Genomic DNA, 24,753 nt, shown 5'->3' on the forward strand with positions numbered 1-24,753 from the left:
CCGGCGACACCGACGTCGCGAACCGATCCCTCTTCACCGAAGGAGCACCTATGACCACCCCGCTCACCACCGCCCGCCGCGTTCCGGCCGATCTGCCGGAGCACATCCAGCACTACATCGGCGGGCGCTTCGTCGACTCGCTCGACGGCGACACGTTCGACGTGCTCGACCCGGTGACCAACCAGACCTACCTGCAGGCAGCCGCGGGCAAGAAGGCTGACATCGACCTCGCCGTCGCCGCCGCGCGGAAGGCCTTCACCGACGGTCCGTGGCCGCGCATGCTCCCCCGCGAGCGCTCGCGTGTCTTGCATCGCATCGCCGATCTCGTCGAATCACGCGACGAGCGCCTCGCCGAGCTGGAGTCGTTCGACTCGGGACTCCCGATCACGCAGGCACTCGGCCAGGCGCGCCGCGCGGCCGAGAACTTCCGCTTCTTCGCCGACCTGATCGTGGCCCAGACCGACGATGCGTTCAAGGTGCCCGGTCGGCAGCTCAACTACGTCAATCGCAAGCCCATCGGGGTCGCCGGCCTCATCACACCGTGGAACACCCCGTTCATGCTCGAGTCGTGGAAGCTCGGCCCCGCTCTCGCCACCGGCAACACCGTGGTGCTCAAGCCCGCGGAGTTCACCCCGCTGTCGGCATCGCTCTGGGCCGGGATCTTCGAGGAGGCGGGCCTGCCCGAGGGCGTGTTCAACCTCGTCAACGGCCTCGGCGAAGACGCCGGAGATGCGCTGGTGAAGCATCCGGACGTCCCGCTCATCTCGTTCACCGGCGAGAGCAGCACGGGCCAGCTCATCTTCGGCAACGCGGCCCCCTTCCTGAAGGGGCTGTCGATGGAGCTCGGCGGCAAGAGCCCCGCGATCGTCTTCGCCGATGCGGACCTGGATGCCGCGATCGACGCGACGATCTTCGGTGTGTTCTCGCTCAACGGCGAGCGCTGCACCGCGGGGAGCCGCATCCTCGTCCAGCGCGACGTCTACGACGACTTCGTCGAGCGCTACGCGGCGCAGGCCGAGCGGGTGAAGGTCGGCTTCCCCGACGATCCGGCCACCGAGGTCGGTGCACTCGTGCACCCCGAGCACTACGCGAAGGTGATGTCGTACGTCGAACTCGGCAAGACCGAGGGGCGCCTGGTCGCCGGCGGTGGTCGCCCCGACGAGTTCCCGGAAGGGAACTTCGTGCGGCCCACGGTGTTCGCCGATGTCGCCCCCGACGCGCGGATCTTCCAGGAGGAGATCTTCGGCCCGGTCGTCGCGATCACGCCGTTCGACACCGACGACGAGGCACTGGCGCTGGCGAACAACACGAAGTACGGCCTCGCCGCCTACGTCTGGACGAACGATCTGAAGCGCGCCCATCTTTTCGCGCAGAACGTCGAGGCCGGGATGGTGTGGTTGAACTCGAACAACGTCCGGGACCTCCGCACCCCCTTCGGTGGGGTGAAGGCCTCCGGCCTGGGTCATGAGGGCGGGTACCGCTCGATCGACTTCTACACCGACCAGCAGGCCGTGCACATCACGCTCGGCCCCGCCCACAACCCCACGTTCGGCAAGGCGCCGACGCACTGACTCCGCTCCGCACGGGACGTGCGGCTCCGTCGCCCTCCCCACCGAGCGAGAACACACGTTCCGCCCGAGATCACCCGTCCCGCACCGCCCACAGCGTGTGACCTCGACACGATCGTGTGATTTCACGGCACCTCTCCCCCGACGCCCATCCGACGCAAGGACGCGACCATGACGAAGCACACCGAAGAAGAGAAGACCTCCTCGGGATTCTGGGTGACGCAGGAGGCACCCATCGTCTCCGACGACCCCGTCCCCACCCCGATCGCCCCCGCGCCCGACATCCTGCGCTGCGCCTACATGGAGCTCGTAGTGACCGACCTCGCGGCATCCCGCGTCTTCTACGTCGACGTGCTCGGCCTGCACGTGACCGAGGAAGACGACGAGGCCATCTACCTGCGCTCCACCGAGGAGTTCATCCACCACAACCTCGTGCTGCGAAAGGGTCCCGTGGCCGCGGTGGCGGCCTTCTCGTACCGGGTTCGCTCCTCCGACGACCTCGACCGAGCCGTCGCCTTCTACGAGGAGCTCGGCTGCGACGTGCGCCGCGAGCCGACCGGCTTCACCAAGGGGATCGGCGACTCGGTGCGGGTGGTCGACCCGCTCGGCTTCCCGTACGAGTTCTTCTTCGACACCGAGCACCAGGAGCGCCTGTCGTGGCGCTACGACCTGCACTCCCCCGGCGAGCTCGTGCGGCTCGATCACTTCAACCAGATAACGCCCGACGTGCCCCGCGCGGTGAACTTCATGCAGGCGCTGGGCTTCCGCGTGACCGAAGACATCCAAGACGAGGAGGGCACCGTCTACGCCGCGTGGATGCGCCGCAAGCCCACCGTGCACGACACCGCGATGACCGGCGGCGACGGCCCGCGCATGCACCACGTCTGCTTCGCCACGCACGAGAAGCACAACATCCTCGCCATCTGCGACAAGCTCGGCGCCCTCCGCCGATCGGATGCCATCGAGCGCGGCCCCGGTCGCCACGGCGTCTCGAACGCGTTCTACCTCTACCTGCGCGACCCCGACGGCCACCGCGTCGAGGTCTACACGCAGGACTACTACACCGGTGACCCCGACAACCCCGTCATCACGTGGGACGTCCACGACAACCAGCGGCGCGACTGGTGGGGCAACCCCGTCGTCCCGTCCTGGTACACCGACGGGTCGCTCGTGCTCGACCTCGACGGCAACCCGCAGCCGGTGCGCGCCCGCACCGATTCGAGCGAGATGGCCGTGACGATCGGCGCCGACGGCTTCAGCTACACCCGCGCCCCCGAAGAGCGCGACGGTGAGTTCAAGCTCGGCAACCAGCTCTGAGGAGACACATGCTCACCGACGCACAGCTCGACGCCATCGCGACCGAACTCGCCGAGGCCGACCGCACCCACTCGGTGATCCCGCGCATCACCGCGAGATTTCCGGATGCCACGGTCGAAGACTCGTATCGGATCCAGGGCCGCTGGCGCGACACGCAGCTCGCCGCGGGTCGCACGCTCGTGGGGCGCAAGATCGGCCTGACGTCGAAGGCGATGCAGCAGGCGACGGGGATCACCGAGCCCGACTACGGCGTGATGTTCGACGACACGGTGTACCGCTCGGGTGCAGAGATCCCGGTGGATCACTTCTCGAACGTGCGCATCGAGGTCGAGCTCGCCTTCGTGCTCAAGGCGCCGCTCGAGGGCCCCGACTGCACGCTCGACGACGCCCTCGCCGCGATCGACTACGCCGTCCCCGCGCTCGAGGTGCTCAACTCGCACATCGAGCTCGAGCGCCGCACGATCGTCGACACGATCAGCGACAACGCCGCGTACGGCGCGATGGTGCTCGGCGACGTGCACAAGCGCCCCGACGAGATCGACCTGCGCTGGGTGCCCGGCGTGCTGAGCCGCAACGGCGAGATCGAGGAGACGGGGGTGGCAGCCGGCGTCCTCGGGCACCCCGCCACCGGGGTCGCGTGGCTGGCGAACAAGTTCCACCAGCACGGAGCGCGGCTGGAGGCGGGCGAGATCATCCTGGCAGGATCGTTCACGCGCCCGATGTGGGTGTCGCGGGGCGACGACGTCTTCTGCGACTACGGACCGATGGGAACGATCTCGTGCCGCTTCGTCTGAACCCGACCTTCCGCACAACCCTCGCGGCATCCGATCGTCCCCTCGCCGGCATGTGGGTGTGCTCGGGCAGTCCGGTCGCCGCCGAGATCGCCGCCGGCGCGGGCCTCGACTGGCTGCTGCTCGACATGGAGCATTCCGCGACCTCGCTCGAGACAGTGCTCACGCTGCTGCAGGTCACGGCGGCCTACCCCGTGACCCCGGTGGTGCGCGTGCCGTGGAACGACCCCGTCACCATCAAGCAGGTGCTCGACCTCGGCGCCCAGAACCTCATCGTGCCGATGGTGTCGTCCGCCGCCGAGGCCCGGGCCGCCGTCGCCGCGACGCGTTATCCCCCCGAGGGAATCCGCGGTGTCGGAAGCGCGCTCGCCCGCAGCGCGCGCTGGAACCGCGTCGACGGCTACCTCACCGGTGCCGCCGATCACGTCTCGCTCACCGTGCAGATCGAGACGACAGCGGGTGTCGCCGCCGCCGCCGACATCGCCGCCGTCGAGGGAGTGGATGCCATCTTCGTCGGCCCCTCCGACCTCTCGGCATCCATGGGTCTCCTCGGCCAGCAGTCGCACCCCGACGTCGTGGCGGCGGTCCATCGCGTGTTCGCCGCGGCTCGGGATGCCGGGACCCCGATCGGCGTGAACGCCTTCGACCCCGCGGTGGCCGAGGCGTACCTCGGAGCGGGGGCCGACTTCGTGGCGGTGGGGGCCGACGTCGCGCTGCTCGCCCGCGCCTCCGAGGCTCTCGCGCATCGCTTCACCGCGCCCGGCAGCGGCGAACGCGCAAGTTATTGAGACCCGACGCAAAGGGTCTGTCCCTAAGGTGACGGCATGACGACGTTCTCCGCGCTGCAGCCGCTCGCCGACCGTGCCGCATTTTTCACCGCGCTGCGACAAGACGACCTGGGAGCCGCGGCCGACGCCCTCGGCCCCCACCGCTGGGACACCGACCTCACGGCCGGCACCCTGACCTTCAGTGCGGTCGACGACCCGCGGCGAACCCTGGTGACCCGCGCGCACCTCATCGCGTCGATCGCTCCCGGACCCCGGTCGGTCCTCTGGGGGTGGGCGCACCCCCACGGCGGCGGGGATGACGGGCCGGCCGCGCAGCTGCGCGCCTACGGTCAGACCCACGGCATCGCCGAATTGAGCGCGGCGGAGGCTCCGTTCCCCGCCGACGCGGCGGGCGATGCCGACTGGATCGCCGAAGCCGCCCACGTCATCGCGGGCACCGCGGTCGAGATCACCGGCCGCGCGCCGTACTACTCGGCGCCCGTCGGAGAAGCCGGCACCCGCGCGGTCCTGCTCCTGGACGCGCCGCTGCCGCCCCTCACGGTCGCGCAGGCGGCGATCCGGATGCCGCGGATGCTGGCCACCACGACTCCCGCCGACCCGCGCGGCTCGGTGTGGGACCTCGCGCGCCTCGCCGGGTGGACCCTCCAGTGGGCCGACGGCGCGTTCTCCGCGGCGACTCTGAGCGACGCCTCCGGATCGATGACGTTCCGCTTCGACGAGCAGGCCCGCATCACGGCGATGGAGAGCTCGCTCGGCGCCCCGGCCTGAGACAGGCGACCAGCTCAGCGCGCCAGCGCGACGAGCTCTGCCCGGGTGGTCACGCCCGCCTTGCGGAGCAGATTCGACACGTGGAACTTCACGGTGTTCTCGCTGATCCCTAGGCGTGTCGCTATCGCACGGTTGCGCGAGCCGTCGACGACGAGGCTCAGCACCTCGCGTTCGCGGGGGCTGAGATCGACGGCGTCGTCGAGGAACTCGGGCCGGGGCGGAGGGTCGAGCGGCAAGGTCACCGACAACTCCGACCCCCACCCGGGCGTCGAGGCGACGTCGAAGGCGCCGTTGAGGGCGCTCACCCGTTCCACGATCGGGCGGAGGGAGTCATCGTGAGCGGTCAGTCGCCCCTCGCCGTCGTCGCGGATGCCGATCAGCAGGTTCAGACCGTCGCAGTCCCACTGGATCCGCACCCGATGCGGGTCGCCGCGATCGAGGATCGCCAGCACGGCGCTGCGCACGATCGCCCGCGCCTCGTGAGCGACTTCTCCGGGGAGGGCGCGCCCCGTCTTCGGCGGCTCGACGAACTGGACGTCCACATCTCCGTGCCGCACGAGGGGACGCAGGTCTCCCCGTAACCGCGCGAACGCTCCCGTCACCGGCTCGAGGAGCGCGCTGCGCTGCCGATCGGTGGAGGTACGCAGGGCCACGAGGGCAGCCGCCGCGGTTTCCGTCGCCAGCGTCCGCGCCGCACGGTCGTCCAACCGCGACGACCGCAGCACGGCCAGCACCGACTCGAGGGTCACCGCGTGCCGATCCGCTTGCTCCGCGACGACGCGCTCGTGCTCGGTGACCAGCGCGCGTGAGGCGGGAGAGGGAAGTCCGGTCGCGTCGTCCATCGACCTCCAACCTAGACCACCGGTCGGACCTCTCCTTTCGGGTAGGTATCCCCCTGCGATCGACCGGCATCGCCCCGCGCGGCCCCGGCGGACGATGGAGCGATGACCTCCCGCGCCGACACCACCGTCGAGTCTTCCCTCGCCCGGATCGCGGGGGAGGTGGCATCCGTCGTCCCTGCCCTCACGGCGGCGAACGACGATCTCGACCGCGTGCTCGACGTGCTCACCGGCGGCGAGCGTGTGTTCGTCCTCGGCGCCGGACGGTCGGGGCTGGCATTGCGCATGACCGCCATGCGTCTCATGCACCTCGGCCTCGACGTGTGCGTCGTCGGCGACACGACCACCCCCGCCATCCGCGCGCACGATGTTCTCCTGACGGCGAGCGGCTCGGGGAAGACGACGGGGATCGTCCGCGCGGCCGAGACCGCCGCCGACGTGGGCGCGCGCATCGTGGCGATCACCACGGCCGCCGACTCTCCCCTGGGCCGGGCCGCCGATGCCCTCATCACCGTCCCCGCCGCGGCGAAGCTCGATCGCTCGGGGTCGGCGTCGACGCAGTACGCGGGCGGACTCTTCGAGCAGGCGGTGGTTCTCGTCGGAGACGCGATCTTCGACGCCCTGTGGCACCGTTCGGGCCTCTCCGCCGACGACCTCTGGCCGCGCCACGCGAACCTCGAATGACCCCCTCCCCACCCGCAAGAAGTAAGGACTCACGCATGAAACTGCAGTTCGCCATGGACACCCTCTCGACCGAAGCCGCCCTCGACCTGGCCGCCGCCGCGGCTCCGCACGTCGACATCCTCGAACTCGGCACCCCGCTCATCAAGAGCGAGGGACTCTCCGCCATCACCGCGATCAAGCAGGCGCACCCCGACAAGGTCGTCTTCGCCGACCTGAAGACGATGGATGCCGGTGAGCTCGAAGCCGACATCGCCTTCACCGCCGGCGCCGATCTGGTCACCGTGCTCGGTTCCGCCGGCGACAGCACGATCGCCGGAGCCGTCAAGGCCGCCAAGAAGCACGGCAAGGGCGTCGTGGTCGACCTCATCGGTGTGGCCGACAAGCCGGCCCGCGCCAAGGAGGTCGTCGCCCTCGGCGCCGAGTTCGTCGAGATGCACGCCGGCCTCGACGAGCAGGCCGAGGAAGGCTTCACGTTCGGCACCCTCCTCCGTGACGGTGAAGCGGCCGGGGTACCGTTCTCCGTCGCCGGCGGTGTCACCGTCTCGAGCATCGCCGACGTCCAGAAGTCGGGGGCGCAGGTCGCGGTGGCCGGCAGCGCGATCTACAGCGCGCCCGACGTGGGCGCCGCCGCGGCGGCTCTTCGCGCCGCGATCGTCTGACCACCGACCGACGACAGAGAAAGAGGGACCGGGCCACAGGCCCGGTCCCTCTTCACGTCGAGAGGCTCAGTCTTCGGCGTCGTCCTCGTCGTCGTCGCCGATAATCTCGATGTCCTCGACCTCGAGCTCTTCCGGCGTGAGCTGGACGTGCACGAGCGCGTCCGGGAACGAGGCCTGACCGGCGAAGACCACGATGATCGCGTCGGCGAACACGCCCACGCCGATCGCTTCCAGATCGGTGCGCAGGTCGATGTCGGCGCTGAGCTCGTCGTCATCCACCGCTTCCTCGATCTCGGTGGCGACCTCGTCCACGATCGCACGCCAGCGGTCCTCGGTCACCGCGAGGATGTCCTTGAGGTTCGTCAGGATGTCGTCGAGGTCAGGCTCGTCCTCGTCGTCGATCTCGGGGTCGAGGTCGACCTCCACCTCGACGCCCGCGGCATCCAGGTGCCCGACACCGATGACGCTGTCTTCGTCGATCTGGGGGTCGTCGAGCAGGCCGCTCTCGGTGACGCGGCGGAGGAGGTCGTTCAGCACGGACTCAGTCATGCCCCTACGATCCCACGGCGAGGGCGATCGTGCCCAGCCCTTGCACGCACGGCTCCGTCCGTTCCCCGGGCGTCCGCTCCTCGTTCACCGTCAGTCGGCGGCAGCACGCTCCGCAGCCTCGACGACGTTCGTCATGAGCAACGCGACGGTCATCGGGCCGACGCCACCGGGGTTCGGCGACACGAAACCGGCGACCTCGGCGACGTCGGGGTGCACGTCGCCGAAGACGCGCGACTTCCCGGTCGCGGGGTCGGTCTCGCGCGTCACGCCCACGTCGAGCACCGCGGCACCCGGCTTGACGTCCTCTGCGCGCACGATGTGCTTCACTCCGGCGGCGGCGACGATGACGTCGGCCTCACGCAGGTGCTTCGACAGATCGGCGGTGCCGGTGTGCGTGAGGGTGACGGTCGCGTTGATCTCGCGGCGAGTCAGCAGCAGACCGATCGAGCGGCCGATCGTCACGCCGCGCCCGACGACGACGACCTCCTTGCCCTTCAGGTCGTAGTCGTTGCGCAACAGCAGCTCGATGACCCCGCGCGGCGTGCACGGCAGCGGCGTGTGGATCGGCGCGTTGACGTTGAGCACCAGACGACCGAGGTTCGTGGGGTGGAGGCCATCGGCATCCTTCGCCGGGTCGATGCGCTCGAGGATCGCATCGGTGTCGATGTGCTTCGGCAGCGGCAGCTGCACGATGTAGCCGTGGCAGTCGGGGTCGGCGTTGAGGCGGTCGATGACGGCCTCGACCTCTTCCTGCGTGGCCTCGGCGGGCAGCTCCACCTGGATGGAGTTCATACCGATCGCCTCGGACTGCTTGTGCTTCATGCCCACGTACAGCTGCGACGCCGGGTCGGCTCCGACGAGCACCGTGGCGATGCCCGGGACGATCCCCTTCTCACGCAGGGCCGCGACCCGCTCGGTGAGCTCCGCCTTGATGTCCGCGGAGGCGGCCTTACCGTCGAGAATCGTCGCCGTCATGGCATCCCTCTTCCTGGGTGTCGATGGGGTCATGCGGGGTGCACCCCGCACGCATAAACGCTGTTTGCTCGCATAAACGCTCTCTCCACGTGTTTATGCGTGTGGATTGCGTTTATGCGGAGGGGGTCGTTGCCCGGCGCGCGATTCCGGGCCCAAAGAGGCGCCGGGGCGGAGCTGCCGCGGGCCTCACCCCCCGGGATGCCGGGACGGGACCGCCGCAGCGACTCCGCCCCGGCACGGCTCACTGCTGCAGGTCGGGGTACAGCGGGAACGCGTCGGCCAGCTTCGCGACGCGTGCGCGGAGCGCCTCGACGTCGGCGCCGGGGATCAGCGCGAGCGCGATGATGTCGGCCACCTCGGTGAACTCCGCGTCGCCGAAGCCGCGGGTCGCGAGCGCCGGCGTGCCGATGCGCAGTCCCGAGGTCACCATCGGGGGACGCGGGTCGTTCGGGACGGCGTTGCGGTTCACGGTGATGTGGATGTCGTGGAGGAGGTCTTCGGCCTGCTTGCCGTCGATCTCAGCCTCGCGCAGGTCGACGAGCACGAGGTGCACGTCGGTGCCGCCCGAGCGCACGGCGATGCCGGCGTTCTTCACGTCGTCCTGGGTGAGGCGGTCGGCGAGGATCGCCGCTCCCCGCAGAGTGCGCTCCTGGCGTTCCTTGAACTCGGGCGTCATCGCGAGCTTGAACGCCGTCGCCTTCGCGGCGATGACGTGCATGAGCGGGCCGCCCTGCTGTCCGGGGAAGACCGCCGTGTTGATCTTCTTCGCGAGAGCCTCGTCGTTGGTGAGGATGAGGCCCGAGCGCGGGCCGCCGATCGTCTTGTGAACGGTGGTCGAGACGACGTGCGCGTGCGGGATCGGCGAAGGGTGCACGCCCGCGGCGACGAGGCCGGCGAAGTGCGCCATGTCGACCCACAGCAGGGCACCCACCTCGTCGGCGATCGCGCGGAAGGCCGCGAAGTCGAGCTGGCGGGGGTAGGCCGACCAGCCGGCGATGATGACCTTCGGCTTGTGCTCGACGGCGAGGCGACGTACCTCGTCCATGTCGATGATGGAGGTCTCGGGGTCGACGCCGTAGGCGACGATGTCGTACAGACGGCCCGAGAAGTTGATCTTCATGCCGTGCGTCAGGTGACCGCCCTGGTCCAGGGCGAGGCCGAGCAGCGTGTCGCCGGGGCGGGCGATCGCGTGGAGCACCGCAGCGTTGGCCGACGCCCCCGAGTGCGGCTGGACGTTGGCGAACTCGGCGCCGAACAACTGCTTCGCGCGCTCGATCGCGAGCGACTCGGCGACGTCGACCTCTTCACAGCCGCCGTAGTAGCGGCGACCCGGGTAGCCCTCGGCGTACTTGTTCGTCAGCACCGAGCCCTGCGACTGCAGCACCGAGACGGGGACGAAGTTCTCGGACGCGATCATCTCGAGGTAGCCGCGCTGGCGGTTGAGCTCGCGCTCGAGCACCTCGGCGATCTCGGGATCGACCTCCGAGAGAGGGGCGTTGAAGTACGGATCGGTCATGCGATCTCCTTGACGATGGTTCCGGATGCCACGGACTCGGCGAGTCCGCGGAGATACCGCATCGACCCAGGCGTGCGGTCGAATACCGTCAAGCGGTCGCTCCCCGGTGGTTCCCCACCTCAACGCCAGTCGCGACCCTGCCACTGTAGCGGGTAAAGGTGACGGCGCCGCCTGGGAACCGGAACCTCGTCGGCTCGACGGCGAGAGACCCCGGATGCCGCGACCCCCGCCCGCGTAAAATGCTCGAGTGACCGATTCTCCGAACGTCCGCGCGCAGGCGCCGCTCGCTCCCGGCATGCGCCCGCGCCCGACCGCGATCGAGATCGGCAGCGTCCTCTGCGGCGTCTTCGCCTTCGTGACCCTCGCGATCTGGGGCTTCCTCGCCTACCCGCTGCCGTGGAACATCGTCGCCGGCCTCGGTGCCCCCGCCCTGGCAATCCTCGTTTGGGCGCTCTTCGTCTCCCCGCGTGCCGTGCTCGCGGTGCACCCGTTCGTCCGCGCGCTCGTCGAGCTCTTCGTCTACGCCGCCGCGACCGTGGCCTGGTGGAGCATGGGGCAGGCGTGGATCGGCCTCGGTTTCGCGATCGTCGCCGTCACCCTCGGCGCGCTGAACGGCCGCCGGCGCCTGGCGTGAGCGCCGACGTGCGCGGCGCGGCCGGGGACACCCTCGCGCTCCTGCGCGCGGAGCTCGGCGACCGCGTCGACACCTCCCCCGCGTCCCTCGAGGCCGTCCGGGCCGACAAATCGGGCCACGCCGCCGACGGATTGCCGCTCGCGGTCGTCCACGCGGCCTCGGTCGCCGACGTGCAGTCCGTGATGCGGATCGCGTCGGCCACGCGCACCCCCGTCGTCCCTCGCGGCGCCGGCACCGGACTCGCGGGCGGAGCGAACACCGGCGGCGGCGAGATCGCCCTGTCGGTGCGCGCGATGGACCGCGTGCTCGAGGTGCGCCCCGACGACCTCCTCGCTGTCGTCGAGCCCGGCATCCTGAACGCCGACCTCAACACCCAGCTCGAGGCGGACGGCGTGTGGTGGGCACCCGATCCCGCGAGCCGAGCGATCTCGACGGTCGGCGGCAACATCGCCACCGGCGCGGGCGGTCTGCTGTGCGCCAAGTACGGCGTGGTGCGCGACGCCGTGCTCGGCGTCGACCTCGTGCTCGCCGATGGCCGCCTCCTGCATCTCGGCCATCGCAGTGTCAAAGGCGTCACCGGCCTCGACCTCACCTCGCTCGTCATCGGCTCGGAGGGCATGCTCGGCGTGGTCGTCGGCGCGACACTGAAGCTGCGCCGCATCGTCGAGGGCGAGCGCGTGACCCTCACGGCTCTCTTCGACGGCGTGCGCGACGCCGCCGTCGCGTCGGCGGCCGTCACGGCATCCGGTGTCCAGCCCGCGATCATGGAGCTCATGGATGCCACGAGCCTCGCGGCCGTGCACCGTCTGCTGTCGTTGCCCGCACCACCCGCCGGCGCGGCCCAGTTGACCATTCAGACGGACGGTCCGGTCGCCGCGGCCGAGGCTCGCGCGATCGCCGACGTCTTGACCGGGGTCGGCGGACGTGTGGCGATCGCCGCGAACGACGCCGAGGGCGAGGAACTGCTCGCGATCCGTCGGGCGATGCACGGTGCAATGGAGTCGCTGGGCACCACCCTCATCGAAGACGTGTCGGTGCCGCGCAGCGCCCTGCCGGACATGTTCGACGAGATCGCGCGGATCGAGCGCGCCTTCGGCCTCGTCATCCCGACGGTCGCCCACGCGGGCGACGGCAACCTGCACCCGAACTTCATCTTCGAGGGTCCCGACGTGCCGTCGGTCGTCTGGGATGCGGCCGAAGAGGTCTTCCGTGCGGCCCTCGCCCTCGGCGGCACGCTCACCGGTGAGCACGGCATCGGCGTGCTCAAGCGACGCTGGCTCGCGGACGAGCTCGGCGACGACCAGTGGCGACTGCAACGCGACATCGCGCGGGTGTTCGATCCCCTCGGCATCCTGAATCCGGGCAAGGTCTTCGCGCCCTGACCCGGCTGCGCGATCGGCGTGATAAGACCGTGATAATCCTCACGGCCGTTGCGCAGCAGCCGCCCGTAGCATGAGAAGACTGAGTATCGGGGGGTTTGACTTATGACCGACGGCGCAAACAGCACCGACGGCGCGACGTACGCGTGGGCACCGCCCGAGCCGACCAAGCGCAAGAACCGATCGGGCCTGTGGATCGGCATCCCGGCGGGTGCGACGGCTGTCGCGCTGCTGGCCGCCTCGTTCGTCCTCATCGCCCCCGGTGCGTCGGTCGCCGGTGTGCAGATCGGCGGTCTCACGGCAGGCGCCGCCGCGCAGGCGATCTCCGACCGTCTGGCCACCACGAGCATCGCGGTCGAGAGCCCGGTCGGGTCGGTGACCGTGACCGGTGCCGAGCTCGGCGCGACGGTCGACGCGCAGGCCATCGCCGACAAGGCCTTCTCCGAGAACCCGATGTGGAAGCCCTCGTCGTGGTTCCCCGCCGGAACCGGTGTGTCGATCAACGTCGACCCCGCCAAGGCCTCGGCCGCGCTCCGCGATCTCGCCCCCGACACCTACAAGGCCCCCGTCGACGCCACCGTCGCGTACGACGCCGGTTCGCAGTCCTACGTCTCGACCCCAGCCCAGCCCGGCGAGGGCATCGACCCCGCCGCGGTCACCGCCGCGCTCCAGAGCGCCTTCGACGCCGGCACGGTCAGCACGACCGCGCAGGCGGGCGTCGTCCCGGTCGAGGCTCCCGTGACCACCGAAGAAGCCGATGCCGCCGTGGCTCAGCTGAACGGCATCCTCGACAACGCCGGTTTCTACGTCGGTGACGAGCGCACCGTGCCCGTCGACCGCGCCACGGCCGCCTCCTGGCTGACCGTGACGCCCGACGGCCAGGGAGCCTTCGCGATCTCGGCCGACGAAGCCGCGATCCAGCAGGCCGTCAACGGGCTCCCCGCTGCGGTCGATCGCGGTGCGGTCAACGCCGACGTGATCGTCGACAAGGGCGGCGAGGTCATCCACACGAACACCGAGGGCCAGACGGGACGCGCGCTCGGCGACACCTCCGGCGTCGCAGCAGCTTTCGCCTCCCAGCTCGCCGAGGGCAACGGAAAGTTCGCCCTGGCCGTGAGCGAGACGCCGTTCGAGACGACGAAGACCGAGCGCTGGATCGACGTCAACCTCAGCACGCAGACCACGACGCTGTGGCAGAACGGTCAGGTCTACCGGTCCTGGTCGATCTCCTCGGGTGCGGGCGAGCACGCCACCCACACGGGCGAGTTCCGCATCGGCTGGAAGACGTCGATGCAGGACATGGGCTGCGTTCCCGGCTACGACTACTGCACGAAGGACGTCCCCTGGGTCGCCTACTTCAACGGTGACGAGGGCTTCCACGGAACGTACTGGCACAACAACTTCGGCACGCCCATGAGCCACGGATGCATCAACATGACGATCTCCGCGGCGAAGGAGCTCTACGACTGGGCCTACCGGGGCACCGAGGTGTCGGTCCACTACTGAGCCCGGACCCTTCGAGAGGGGCGGATGCCATCCGGCATCCGCCCCTTTTCTCGTTCTGCGCGTCCGCCCGCCCCGCTGTCCCGGTACTCGACGAAGGCGAGCCCGGCGCGACTCGAACCGTCGCACTCATCCGGCGCTGACGCGCGCCGTGTGCACGCCGAACACTCCCGCCAGCGGGCGAAAGCCGCAACCCGACGAAGAAGGGCGCACGTCACCGGCGACGGGGCAGGCGCGGCGCTCGCGCGGCGCCGCGGCGCGAGCGGGCGCGGGTACGAAAGAGGGGCGGATGCCGACGGCATCCGCCCCTCTCGGGTTCAGACTCAGCGCAGAGCGTCGACCACCGCGTTCAGCGTCGCCGAGGGGCGCATGACCTTCTCGACCAGCGCGGTGTCGGGGCGGTAGTAGCCGCCGATCTCCGCGTGCTTGCCCTGGACCGCGTTGAGCTCGGAGACGATGGTCTCCTCCGAGGCTGCCAGCTTCTCGGCGACCGGGGCGAAGACGGCGGCCAGATCGGCATCCGTCGTCTGTCCGGCCAGCTCCTGCGCCCAGTACAGGGCGAGGTAGAAGTGGCTGCCGCGGTTGTCGATCGTGCCGAGGGCGCGGCCGGGCGACTTGTCGTTCTCGAGGAACGTGCCCGTCGCAGCGTCGAGGGTCTGCGCGAGCACGCGGGCGCGCTCGTTGCCCGTGGTGTCGGCGAGGTGCTCGAGCGACGCCGCGAGCGCGAAGAACTCACCCAGCGAGTCCCACCGCAGGTAGTCCTCTTCGACGAGCTGCTGCACGTGCTTAGGAGCCGAGCCGCCGGCTCCGGTCTCGAACAGGCCGCCACCCGCGAGAAGCGGAACGATCGAGAGCATCTTGGCGCTCGTGCCCACCTCGAGGATCGGGAAGAGGTCGGTGAGGTAGTCGCGCAGCACGTTGCCGGTGACCGAGATGGTGTCTTCACCGCGGCGGATGCGCTCGAGCGAGTAGCGCGTCGCCTCGGCGGGAGCGAGGATCTCGATCGTGAGGCCCTCGGTGTCGTGGTCGGCGAGGTACTCGTGCACCTTGGCGATGAGATTGCGGTCGTGCGCGCGGGTCTCGTCGAGCCAGAACACGGCCGGGACGCCGGTGGCGCGGGCACGGGTCACGGCGAGCTTCACCCAGTCGCGCACAGCCACGTCTTTGGTCTGCGTGGCGCGCCAGATGTCGCCCGTGTTCACGTCATGCTCGAGCAGCACGTCGCCGTTCGACGCGACGACCTGCACACGGCCGGGGGCGGCGATCTCGAACGTCTTGTCGTGGCTGCCGTACTCCTCAGCCGCCTGCGCCATGAGGCCGACGTTCGGCACCGAGCCGATGGTGGCGGGGTCGAGCGGACCGTTCGCGATGACGTCCTCGATCGTCGCCTGGTAGACACCGGCGTACGAGGAGTCGGGGATGACGGCGAGCGTGTCGCCCTCTCCCCCGTCGGCGCCCCAGAGCTTGCCGCCGTTGCGCACGAGCGCCGGCATCGAGGCATCCACGATCACGTCGGAGGGGACGTGCAGGTTCGTGATGCCCTTGTCGCTGTTGACGTACGAGAGGCGGGGGCCGGATGCCAGGGCCTCATGGATCTCCGCGGCGATCGCGTCACCGCCCTCGACGTTCGAGAGCCCCGCGAGGATCGAGCCGAGACCGTCGTTGGGGGTGAGGCCGGCGGCGGCGAGCGCGTCGCCGTGGTGGTCGAACACGTCGGCGAAGAACGTCTTCACGACGTGGCCGAAGATGATCGGGTCGCTGACCTTCATCATCGTGGCCTTGAGGTGCACCGAGTAGAGCACGTCGTCGGCCTTCGCCTGCGCGAGCGTGTCGGCGAGGAACGCGTCGAGGGCCGCGGCCGAGAGGAAGGTGGCATCCACGATCTCGCCCTGCAGGACCTTCAGGCCCTCCTTGAGGGGCGTGACGGTGCCGTCTTCAGCGACGTGCTGGATGGTGAGCACGTCGTCGTCGGCGATGACGACCGACTTCTCGTTCGAGAAGAAGTCGTCGTGGCCCATCGTGGCGACGCGCGTCTTCGAGCCCTCGGCGAACGGCTTGTTGCGGTGCGGGTGCTTCTTCGCGTAGTTCTTCACCGCGAGGGGCGCGCGGCGGTCGCTGTTGCCTTCGCGCAGCACGGGGTTCACGGCGGAGCCCTTGATGCGGTCGTAGCGGGCGCGCACGTCTTTGTCTTCGACGCTCGACGCCTCGTCCGGGTAGTCGGGGATGTCGTATCCCTGCGCCTGCAGCTCGGCGATGGCGGCCTTCAGCTGGGGAATGGATGCCGAGATGTTCGGCAGCTTGATGATGTTCGCCTCGGGGAGCGTGGCGAGACCACCGAGCTCGGCGAGCGCGTCGCCCACCTGCTGCTCGGGGGTCAGGCGCTGGGGGAAGGCCGCGAGGATGCGGCCGGCGAGCGAGATGTCGCGGGTCTCGACGTCGACGCCCGCCTGCTTCGTGACGGCCTGCACGATGGGCAGGAACGACGCGGTGGCAAGAGCCGGCGCCTCGTCGGTGTACGTGTAAATGATGGTGGAATCGGGCACGTCAGATCTCTCCGTAGAGGCGGCCAGGGTTGCGTTTCAGCCTATCGCACCTCGGCAAAGTCTCTTGATGTCAAGATAATTCGGCGGTCCGTCGCTCAGCCTCAGGTCCGTTTCGTCCGGGACTCTGCGGCATCCCGAAGGTTGCACACCCTCATCGGCCCGATACCCTGGGCGCATGGCCGACCTTCGTCTCGTCGAACTGTCCGCCGCCACGATCGTGGCGGTCAACACGCTGTCGCTGAAGCCCGGGCAGGAGCAGTTCCTCGCCCCCGTGAGCTACGGCATCGCCGCGACAGTCATCAATCCTTCGACCTCGTGGCAGCGCGTCGTCCTCGATGGCGACGAGGTCGTCGGCTTCGTGAGCGCGAACTTCGACCCCGAGGCCCACGAGGAGCACTTCCGCTCGGTGCTGTGGCGCATCAACGTCGACGCCGACGAGCAGGGCCGCGGCGTCGGCAGCTACGCGATCGCCGCGGTGCTCGCCGAGGCACGCGAACGCGGCATGGACCACGTCGACGTCATCTACGAGCCCGGCGTCGGCGGTCCCGAGGCCTTCTTCCAGCGCGTGGGCTTCCAGCCCGTCGGCGAGACGGAGTACGGCGAGGTCATCGCGCGCGTCAACGTCTGAGGCCGCGCTCGGAGGCGCGCGTGGCTGGGCGCGCGTGTGGCGCGGGTGCGGGTAGCGCGCGGGTGCGGGTAGCGCGCAGATCCGGAAATGGCGCGTAGATCCGGATCAGTCCGCTGATTCCATCCGGATCCACGACGCATCTCCGGATCTGCCGACATCGGGCCTCGCGCGACTCCTCCTCCACACCGAGGAAAAGCCCGAACTCCTCCCCATCCGGTCCCTCAGCCCGGCAGCGAGGGGCGTGATCGGGCACGGTGGCGTGATGGATATCGCTTCGCGGGTCGCCCGTCAGGGTGGCATCGTCCACCGGCAGCAGCTGCTCGACGACGGTGTCCCGCTCCGCGCGCTTCGCGCGGCCCTGACCCGAGGTGACGTCGTGCGGGTGCGGCGTTACTGGGTGGCGGCGGGCGCTGCCCCTCCCCTCCTCCTCGAAGCCGCCCGGGCGTCTGGCCGACTCGCCTGTGTGAGCGCCGCGACACACCGCGGGTGGTGGATGCCGGAAGGCGCGGCGCCGAAGATCCATCTCACGGTGCGTCCGGATGCCAAATTGCCCACAGGAACAACCGCGTTCATCCACTGGTCGACGCCTCTCATTCCTCAACCACCCCACCGACTCATCGAATCGGTGCCGGACACCCTCGAGCACGTCGCGGCGTGTCTGCCGTTCGAGCAGGCTCTCGTCGTGTGGGAGTCCGCGTGCGCGCACGAGCACCTGCATCCTGAGGCACTCGCCCGCATCCGGTGGCGGACCGGGAAGGCACGACGACTGTCCGCGACGGCGCGCGGCGACTCGGATTCCGGCTTGGAGACCCTCTTCGTGGTGCGGCTCGCGCCGTGGGGGGTCGTCATCCGCCAACAGGTGAACATCGCGGGGCACGACGTGGACGTCCTCATCGGCGAGCGTCTGGTCGTTCAGCTCGACGGCTTCGCCTTCCATTCGACGCCGGCCGATCGCCAGCGCGACGTCACGCACGACCGGGAGCTCCGCGCACGCGGGTACACGGTGCTGCGCTTCACGTATCGCGACGTCGTGTCCGAGTGGGAACGGGTGGAGCGCGTCATCATGCAGCACCTCGCGCAGGGCAATCACCGCGCCGGGTGACGGTCCCGGCCGAGACCCACGCGTCGCCGCAGGAGGGTGAGCGCCTCACCGCGACCCATGCCTCGCCGCGGTGGCGCCCCACCACCCGATCGCGCAGATCGCCGCGGGGCCGCGCACACCGCAGATCCGGAGATGCACCGCAGATCCGGAGCATTCGGCGCGCGCGGTCCGGTTCTGACGCACACGTCCGGATCTGCGTACCGGGGCGACCGCGCCGGTACGCGGGGGCACCGGGCAGGCCGATGAACCGCTGAGCAGAGAGCGAACACCCCGAACGAACGGATGCCGTGCCCCGCCGCGACGGCGGGGGCGTGGCATCCGCAGGGTCAGACGAGGGACTCGCGCCAGGCGGCGTGCAACTGCGCGAACTTGCCCGTACCGGCGATGAGGGCGGCGGGGGTGTCGTCTTCGATGATGCGGCCGTGTTCCATGACCAGCACGCGATCGGCGATCGCCACCGTCGAGAGGCGGTGGGCGATGATGATCGCGGTGCGGTCGGCGAGCAAGGTCTGCAGCGCGTCCTGGATCTGGCGCTCACTCGGGATGTCGAGCGACGCTGTGGCCTCGTCGAGGATCAGCACCGCAGGGTTCGCGAGGAAGGCGCGCGCGAACGAGATGAGCTGACGCTGCCCGGCCGAGACGCGTCCTCCGCGCTTGTTCACGTCGGTGTCGTACGCATCGGGCAGCTTCTCGATGAAGCCGTCGGCACCGACCGCGCGCGCGGCGGCCCGGATCTCGTCCATCGTCGCGTCGGGTTTACCGAGGGCGATGTTGTCGGCGACCGTGCCGCTGAACAGGTAGGCCTCCTGCGTCACCATGACGATCGCACGGCGCAGGTCCTTCGGGTGCAGCCGACGAAGGTCGACGCCGTCGAGCGTCACCGCCCCTCGTGTGGGGTCGTAGAAGCGCGAGACGAGCTTCGCCAGCGTCGACTTCCCGGCACCCGTGGTGCCCACCAACGCGATCGTCTGCCCGGCGGGGATGTCGAGCGAGAAGTTCGGCAGGATGACGCGATCGTCGCTGTAGCCGAAGGTCACCTCATCGAAGCGGACGTGGCCTTTCGCCGACCAGAGATCGACCGGGTCGGTCGGGTCGGGAACGGTCGGCTCCTCCTCGAGCACCCCCGACACCTTCTCGAGCGCCGCGGTGGCCGACTGGTACGAGTTCAGGAAGAACGCGACCTCCTGCAGCGGCGAGAAGAAGTTGCGGACGTACAGCACCGCGGCCGTCAGCACACCGATCTCGAGCGGGCCAGCGATCACGCGTCCCCCGCCCCACAGGAGCACCACAGCGACAGACACCGCGGCGACCGCCATGATGCCGGGCTCGAATGTGCCGAAGAGGCGGATCGAGCGCATGTTGACGTCGCGGTAGTCGCCGGCAAGCTTGCCGAACTCCTCGTCGTTGCGGGGCTCCTTGCGGAACGCCTTCACAGCGCGGATTCCCGTCATCGTCTCGACGAACTTCACGATCACCTGCGCGCTGATCACTCGCGACTCGCGGTAGATCACCTGTGAGCGCCGGTAGAACCAGCGCATGAGCAGGTACATCGGGATGCCCATGACGGTGAGGATCAGTCCCGACTGCCAGTCGATGAGGAACAGCGCGATGAGGGTGAACAGACCGTAGAGCACGCCCGACACCAGCTCGTTGAGTCCCCCGTCGAGCAACTCGCGGATGGTGTCGAGGTCGCTCGTCTGGCGCGAGATGATGCGGCCCGATGTGTACGACTCGTGGAACTCGAGGCTCAGCCTCTGCGTGTGCAGGAAGATGCGCTTGCGCAGGTCGAGCATCACGGCCTGGGTCAAACGTGCCGCGACCACCACGTACCAGCCGATGAGCACTGCGCCCCCGACGCCGGCGAGCAGGTAGATGCCCACGACGCCGATGGTCGGCATCCAGTCGGCCTGCTCGATCACCGCGGGAAGGGCATTGTCGATGCCATAGGCGATCAGCGCCGGACCCGCGACGCGCAGCGCCGTCGACACCACGAGCACGGCCGCCGCGAGGACGAGTTGCCACCGCAGCGGCGAGACGAGCGATCCGAGCAGGCGCAGCGAGCGCTGACGGATCGCACGGCTCTCGTCGCGCGTGTAGTCGGAGCGGTCTTCACCGCTGGTGCCGGAGACGGTCGCGGTACTCATCGGGTCGCCTCCTTCTCGGTCAGGGTGTCGTCGTCGTTCGATCGGATCACATCGATGGCGCCGGTGCGCGCCTCGCGCTCGGCCTCTTCGAGACTCGAGATGACGTAGCGGTAGTGCTCGCTCTCGCGCAGCAGGTCGGAGTGCGCGCCGACGGCCGTGATGCGGCCGTTCTCGAGCAGGGCGACACGGTCGGCCAGCGTCACGGTCGAGGGGCGGTGGGCGATGACCAGGGCGGTCGTCTCGCTCAGAACCTCGCGCAGCGCGTCTTCGACGAGCGCCTCGGTGTCGACGTCGAGCGCCGACAACGGGTCGTCGAGCACCAGCACCGCCGGGCGCGCGGCGACCGCGCGGGCGAGCGCGAGGCGCTGCCGCTGTCCGCCCGAGAGACTGAGTCCCTCCTCGCCGATGACGGTGTCGAGGCCGTCGGGCAGGTCGAAGACGAAGTGCGCCTGCGCGACCTGCAGCGCTTCGCGGAGGACGCGGTCGGCCTCCTCCGATCCGGGCTCGAGATCTTCGCGACCCAGCAGCACGTTCTCGCGCACGGTCTGTGAGAACAGCGTCGCGTCTTCGAACGCCATCCCGACGTGGCGGCGCAGCTCGGCCAGGGTCAGCTCGCGCACATCGATCCCGTCGAGCAGCACACGACCACCCGTGACGTCGTACAGGCGCCCGGGCAGGGTCGTGAGCGTCGTCTTCCCCGACCCGGTGAGGCCGACCAGTGCCATGGTCTCACCGGGGCGCAGCACCAGGTCGACGCCGTCGATGAGATCGGGCTCGGAGGAAGCGGCATCCTGATACCGGAAATGCACGCCCTCGAACGTGAGCTCTCCACGGGGCTGAACGATCGTGCGCGGGTTCTCGGGGTCGACGATCGTGTTCTGCTCGTCGAACACCTCGAAGATGCGGTCGGTGGCCGTGCGCGCGTCGAGCAGGAACGAGAAGAGGAAGCCGATCGATTCCATGGGCCACCGCAACACGGTCGCCATCGCGAAGAAGGCGACGAGCTCGGCGACCTGCAGCTGTCCGAGCTGGTTCAGCACGATGCCCGCGCCCAGGCACACCGCGAAGGCGATGTCGGGCAGGAGCACGAGGAAGAACCAGATCCAGCCGACCGCGCGCGCCTTGTCGATCTCGGTCTCGCGGAGAGACTCGGCCTGACGCGTGAACTTCTGCAGGGCGTGCCGACCGCGTCCGAAGGCCTTCAGGACACGGATGCCGTGCACGCTCTCTTCCACGGACGTCGCCAGGTCGCCCGCTTGGTCCTGGCTCTGCCGGGTCAGCGCGCCGTAGCGCTTCTCGAAGCGGAAGCCGACGTAGATGACGGGGGCGGAGGTGACCAGGAACAGTGCGCCCAGGAGCCAGTGCCAGCGGAAGAGCAGGACCGCGCCGATGACGATCGTGAGCAGGTTGACCACGAGCAGGATCACGCCGAACGCGAGCCAGCGACGCAGCATGCTGATGTCCTGCATCATGCGGGACAGCAGCTGCCCCGACTGCCAGCGGTCATGGAACGCGACGGGGAGGCGCTGCAGGCGCGAGTAGAACGACTGGCGGAGGTCGTACTCGACCTTGGTCGCCGGAGCGAGCACGAACCAGCGGCGCAGCCACACCATCACGGCCTCGGCGAGCCCGAGACCGAGCACGGCGAGCGACCCCCAGACGAGCGCCGTGGGGTCGAGCGAGGCGATGGGACCGGCGACGATCTGCTCGAGGACGAGCGGGATCGCCAGGGCGAGCAGGCTCGCGATGAGCGCGGTGACGGCACCGGCGAGCAGGCGCGGCAGCACGGGGCGCGCCACGGGCAGGAGCCGGGCGAGCGCGCGCGGAGTGGACAGGTGCGGACGGGGCGAAGCGGAAGTCATGATCCTCGAGGGGTCGAAGCGAGCGCCGGGATCGGGCGCGGGAAGGGATGCCAAGGGGCACCGGCGTGGAGCCGGGACGGGCGTGGGGCGGCGCCGAAGCGCCGGCGAGGGCCCTAGTGGCGCCCGCGGGGGCGCGCGAAGACGGAGGGCGCAGCGACACGCGCGACGGGGGCGTCGATGTGATCCATGGCATCCTCCTCGAGATGATCGGAAGCTGCCCGGGGGTGTGACAGCCCTTCAGAATATCTCTGAGAGAAGGCTGAAGGCAAGAGCGGGTTGGGCTGTCCGCTCACGCCGCCTCTCGGACGAGGAGCGATCGCTTCACGTCGGTCCCCCAGGCGAACCCGCCCATGGTCCCGTCGCCGCGGAGGACGCGATGGCAGGGGACGAACAGCGCCGGCGCATTACGCGCGCAGATCGACGCGGCCGCGCGTACCGCGCTCGGCGACCCGAGGGCTGCGGCGAACCCGGTGTAGGTGAGCGGGGCCCCGGGGGTGATGCGGCGGAGAGCATCCCACCCCGCTCGCTGCAGAGGGGTGCCGAACTGGCGGACCCGCACCGCATCGATCGCCGCGAGGTCGCCGTCGTAGAACGCGCGCACCGCGTCGGCGGCGGCGGTCTCGCCCTCGGCGACCTTTTCGGGACGGCGCTCGGGACGCAGGCGTGCGAGCACGGCGACGGGGTCGGCGGTCCAGCCCGAGACGAGAACGGCGCCATCGGTGTCGGCGAGGATCGCGAACGGACCGTCGGGGGTCTCGACGAACTGGAGGGTGGCGGTGCTCATGGGCGGGGCTCGCTTTCGGGGGCGGGGGTCGGGGATGCCGACGGTCGAGTGGTAGAGAGGCGCTTCGAGGCCGCGGGCGAGGGAGCGCTCCGGCCGGGTCGTCGTACGGCCGCGGCGGCAGCCGACTCCGCACCCGACACGCGCCACGCGTGCGTCACGGGCGCGGCGTACCAGTAGTGCGCCATCGCGTAGCTGCGCCAGGGTGCCAGGCGCTCAGACCACGCGGTGAATCCCGCGGGGTCCGACGGAAGGCCGAGCGCCGCGGCGCCCGCTCGGGCGGCGACGTCACCGGGGAGGAGGACGTCGGGGTCGCCGAGCACCCGCATCCGGACGTAGTCGGCCGTCCACGGCCCCACGCCGCGCAGGGCGAGAAGCCGCTCGCGCTGCTCGACGCCGTCGTCGCCGGGGCCGAGGGTGAGGGACCCGTCCGCGAGCGCCTGAGCAGCGCCGACGATCGCGCGGAGGCGCGCACCGGGGCCGCGCAGCACCTCGAGCCCTCGCGCGGCGATGGTCGCGGCATCCGGGAACAGGGTCATCGGCTCGGGACCGATGGTGACCTGCTCGCCGAGCTCGGCGGTCAGCCGCCCCTGCATCGTGCGGGCCGACGCCACGCTGATCTGCTGGCCGATCATCGCGCGCACGAGCATCTCGCCCGCGTCGATCGCGCCGGGAACGCGGACACCGGGGATCGCCGCCACGGCGGGAGCGAGTTCGGGATGCCGAGACAGTTCGGCGTCGACCGCGAGCGGGTCGGCGTCGAGGTCGAACAGGCGTCGGACCCGGGCGATGAGGGTGCCGAGATCGGCAAGGGCCGTCAAGCGGGCGCGGAGACGGAGTCGTCCGTCGTCGGCAAGACGCACCTCGAACCACGCCGGCCCGCCGGGGAGTCGGACGACCCGGGCGAACGACCGGTCGTCTCCGACCTCGACGCCCGGGATCGCGTGCGCCCTCATCCAGCCGAAGAGACCGGTCGTATCGATCGGGCCGCGCACGGGCAGCGCGAGGTCGATCTCTCCCGCGGTCGTTTCGAGGCCCGACGCGCGCGATCGCCGGGCGCGCAGGTCGCGCGGCGGCATCCCGAACACCTCTCCGATCGTCTCGGTGAACTGGCGGATGCTGGAGAATCCCGCGGAGAAGGCGACGTCGGCGGACGACAGATCGGTGCCGACCAGCAACGCGCGCGCGGTATGCGCCCGATGAGCCCGCGCGAGGGCGAGAGGACCCGCACCCAGTTCGGCTGTGAGCACCCGGGTGAGGTGTCGCGGGGAGTATCCGAGGTGTCGGGCCAGACCCGGCACGCCCTCGCGGTCGACCACCCCGTCGGCGATGAGCCGCATGGCGCGGGCGACGACGTCGCCCCGCACGTCCCAGAGCGGAGACCCGGGAGCCGCCTCGGGCAGGCACCGCTTGCACGCGCGGTAGCCCGCCTCGTGCGCCGCCGCGGATGTGGCGTAGAACGTCACGTTCGCTTCCTTGGGCGTACGCGCGGGGCAGCTCGGCCGACAGTAGATGCCCGTCGACCGCACCGCCGTGACGAACTGCCCGTCGAAACGCCGGTCGCGCGACTGGATCACGCGGTAGCGCTCGGCGAATCCCGAAACCGCGGGGACGGGGGCGTCGAGGGAGCGGAGGGTCATGGCATCCACCCTGCCACCGACCTCCGACATCGGCTGGCGGAAATCGGACACGGCCGTGGGCCGCCCGACGCCCCCCGCGCGGC

Annotated in this window: 21 protein-coding genes and 1 riboswitch; of the genes, 12 read left to right on the forward strand and 9 right to left on the reverse strand. The window is 70.1% G+C overall.

The genetic code is table 11. The features are described from left to right. Positions 1–50 precede the first annotated feature (50 nt). The 5 genes from hpaE (at position 51) to PIR02_01275 (ending at position 5,232) form a co-directional block, all read left to right on the forward strand. The gene (hpaE, locus tag PIR02_01255; protein ID WZH37300.1) at positions 51–1,571 is read left to right on the forward strand and encodes a 5-carboxymethyl-2-hydroxymuconate semialdehyde dehydrogenase; all 1,521 of its coding nucleotides are present in this window, start codon (positions 51–53) and stop codon (positions 1,569–1,571) included. Between the two features lie 168 nt (positions 1,572–1,739). Next, the gene (gene hpaD / locus PIR02_01260; protein ID WZH37301.1) at positions 1,740–2,885 is read left to right on the forward strand and encodes a 3,4-dihydroxyphenylacetate 2,3-dioxygenase; all 1,146 of its coding nucleotides are present in this window, start codon (positions 1,740–1,742) and stop codon (positions 2,883–2,885) included. Positions 2,886–2,893: 8 nt separating this feature from the next. Then, entirely contained in the window at positions 2,894–3,679 is a 786-nt protein-coding gene (locus PIR02_01265) for a fumarylacetoacetate hydrolase family protein (protein ID WZH37302.1), read from the forward strand. Continuing rightward, the gene (locus tag PIR02_01270) at positions 3,664–4,464 is read left to right on the forward strand and encodes an HpcH/HpaI aldolase/citrate lyase family protein (protein WZH37303.1); all 801 of its coding nucleotides are present in this window, start codon (positions 3,664–3,666) and stop codon (positions 4,462–4,464) included. The genes PIR02_01265 and PIR02_01270 overlap by 16 nt, the downstream gene beginning before the upstream one ends. 36 nt (positions 4,465–4,500) lie before the next feature. After that, positions 4,501–5,232, forward strand: coding sequence for a hypothetical protein (locus PIR02_01275; protein ID WZH37304.1), 732 nt, complete (start codon positions 4,501–4,503; stop codon positions 5,230–5,232). Between the two features lie 14 nt (positions 5,233–5,246). Here the strand turns inward: PIR02_01275 and PIR02_01280 are convergent, their stop codons facing one another. After that, positions 5,247–6,074, reverse strand: coding sequence for a LuxR C-terminal-related transcriptional regulator (locus PIR02_01280; GenBank protein WZH37305.1), 828 nt, complete (start codon positions 6,072–6,074; stop codon positions 5,247–5,249). A gap of 102 nt (positions 6,075–6,176) precedes the next feature. Here PIR02_01280 and hxlB point away from each other — a divergent pair, with 102 nt between their 5' ends. Together hxlB and PIR02_01290 are read left to right on the forward strand one after the other, a co-directional pair. Then, positions 6,177–6,755, forward strand: coding sequence for a 6-phospho-3-hexuloisomerase (hxlB, locus tag PIR02_01285; protein ID WZH37306.1), 579 nt, complete (start codon positions 6,177–6,179; stop codon positions 6,753–6,755). A 35-nt stretch (positions 6,756–6,790) separates the two neighbouring features. Next, entirely contained in the window at positions 6,791–7,414 is a 624-nt protein-coding gene (locus PIR02_01290; protein ID WZH37307.1) for an orotidine 5'-phosphate decarboxylase, read from the forward strand. Between the two features lie 66 nt (positions 7,415–7,480). Here the strand turns inward: PIR02_01290 and PIR02_01295 are convergent, their stop codons facing one another. From PIR02_01295 to PIR02_01305, 3 genes are all read right to left on the reverse strand, one after another. Next, positions 7,481–7,963: a cytochrome C5 gene (locus PIR02_01295; protein WZH37308.1), complete on the reverse strand. Its 483-nt coding sequence runs from the start codon at positions 7,961–7,963 to the stop codon at positions 7,481–7,483. Positions 7,964–8,053: 90 nt separating this feature from the next. After that, a complete protein-coding gene (locus PIR02_01300) occupies positions 8,054–8,938 on the reverse strand; it encodes a bifunctional methylenetetrahydrofolate dehydrogenase/methenyltetrahydrofolate cyclohydrolase (protein WZH37309.1) in 885 nt (294 codons plus the stop codon). A 241-nt stretch (positions 8,939–9,179) separates the two neighbouring features. Then, positions 9,180–10,454, reverse strand: coding sequence for a serine hydroxymethyltransferase (locus tag PIR02_01305; GenBank protein ID WZH37310.1), 1,275 nt, complete (start codon positions 10,452–10,454; stop codon positions 9,180–9,182). Between the two features lie 57 nt (positions 10,455–10,511). After that, positions 10,512–10,597, reverse strand: a riboswitch (ZMP/ZTP riboswitch). 104 nt (positions 10,598–10,701) lie between these two features. On the opposite strand from PIR02_01305, the gene PIR02_01310 reads away from it, so the two are divergent. The 3 genes from PIR02_01310 to PIR02_01320 all read left to right on the forward strand — a co-directional run bounded on the left by PIR02_01310 (position 10,702) and on the right by PIR02_01320 (position 13,973). After that, positions 10,702–11,088 carry a YrdB family protein gene (locus PIR02_01310; GenBank protein ID WZH37311.1) on the forward strand — a complete coding sequence of 129 codons (387 nt, stop codon included), beginning with the start codon at positions 10,702–10,704 and terminating at the stop codon, positions 11,086–11,088. Beyond that, positions 11,085–12,470, forward strand: a complete 1,386-nt coding sequence (locus PIR02_01315) for an FAD-linked oxidase C-terminal domain-containing protein (protein WZH37312.1) — start codon at positions 11,085–11,087, stop codon at positions 12,468–12,470. The genes PIR02_01310 and PIR02_01315 overlap by 4 nt, the downstream gene beginning before the upstream one ends. Before the next feature lie 102 nt (positions 12,471–12,572). Beyond that, positions 12,573–13,973 (forward strand): L,D-transpeptidase family protein, encoded by a 1,401-nt coding sequence (locus PIR02_01320; GenBank protein WZH37313.1) that lies wholly within the window; start codon positions 12,573–12,575, stop codon positions 13,971–13,973. 320 nt (positions 13,974–14,293) lie between these two features. Here PIR02_01320 and PIR02_01325 read toward each other — a convergent pair whose 3' ends face one another. After that, entirely contained in the window at positions 14,294–16,513 is a 2,220-nt protein-coding gene (locus tag PIR02_01325; GenBank protein ID WZH37314.1) for an NADP-dependent isocitrate dehydrogenase, read from the reverse strand. Positions 16,514–16,688: 175 nt separating this feature from the next. On the opposite strand from PIR02_01325, the gene PIR02_01330 reads away from it, so the two are divergent. Both PIR02_01330 and PIR02_01335 read left to right on the forward strand, forming a co-directional pair. Further along, positions 16,689–17,141 (forward strand): GNAT family N-acetyltransferase, encoded by a 453-nt coding sequence (locus PIR02_01330; protein WZH37315.1) that lies wholly within the window; start codon positions 16,689–16,691, stop codon positions 17,139–17,141. A 262-nt stretch (positions 17,142–17,403) separates the two neighbouring features. Then, positions 17,404–18,243 (forward strand): type IV toxin-antitoxin system AbiEi family antitoxin domain-containing protein, encoded by an 840-nt coding sequence (locus tag PIR02_01335; protein WZH37316.1) that lies wholly within the window; start codon positions 17,404–17,406, stop codon positions 18,241–18,243. A gap of 326 nt (positions 18,244–18,569) precedes the next feature. On the opposite strand, the gene PIR02_01340 is transcribed toward PIR02_01335, so the two are convergent. The 4 genes from PIR02_01340 to PIR02_01355 all read right to left on the reverse strand — a co-directional run bounded on the left by PIR02_01340 (position 18,570) and on the right by PIR02_01355 (position 24,670). Next, the gene (locus tag PIR02_01340) at positions 18,570–20,387 is read right to left on the reverse strand and encodes an ABC transporter ATP-binding protein (protein ID WZH37317.1); all 1,818 of its coding nucleotides are present in this window, start codon (positions 20,385–20,387) and stop codon (positions 18,570–18,572) included. Continuing rightward, positions 20,384–22,249 carry an ABC transporter ATP-binding protein gene (locus PIR02_01345; protein WZH37318.1) on the reverse strand — a complete coding sequence of 622 codons (1,866 nt, stop codon included), beginning with the start codon at positions 22,247–22,249 and terminating at the stop codon, positions 20,384–20,386. The genes PIR02_01340 and PIR02_01345 overlap by 4 nt, the downstream gene beginning before the upstream one ends. A gap of 289 nt (positions 22,250–22,538) precedes the next feature. Further along, on the reverse strand, positions 22,539–23,033 hold the full coding sequence (locus PIR02_01350; protein ID WZH37319.1) for a methylated-DNA--[protein]-cysteine S-methyltransferase: 495 nt from the start codon (positions 23,031–23,033) through the stop codon (positions 22,539–22,541). Further along, positions 23,030–24,670: an Ada metal-binding domain-containing protein gene (locus PIR02_01355; protein ID WZH37320.1), complete on the reverse strand. Its 1,641-nt coding sequence runs from the start codon at positions 24,668–24,670 to the stop codon at positions 23,030–23,032. The genes PIR02_01350 and PIR02_01355 overlap by 4 nt, the downstream gene beginning before the upstream one ends. Positions 24,671–24,753: the final 83 nt, after the last annotated feature.

The sequence above is a fragment of the Microbacterium enclense genome (assembly GCA_038182865.1).
GTDB classification, from domain to species: domain Bacteria; phylum Actinomycetota; class Actinomycetes; order Actinomycetales; family Microbacteriaceae; genus Microbacterium; species Microbacterium enclense_B.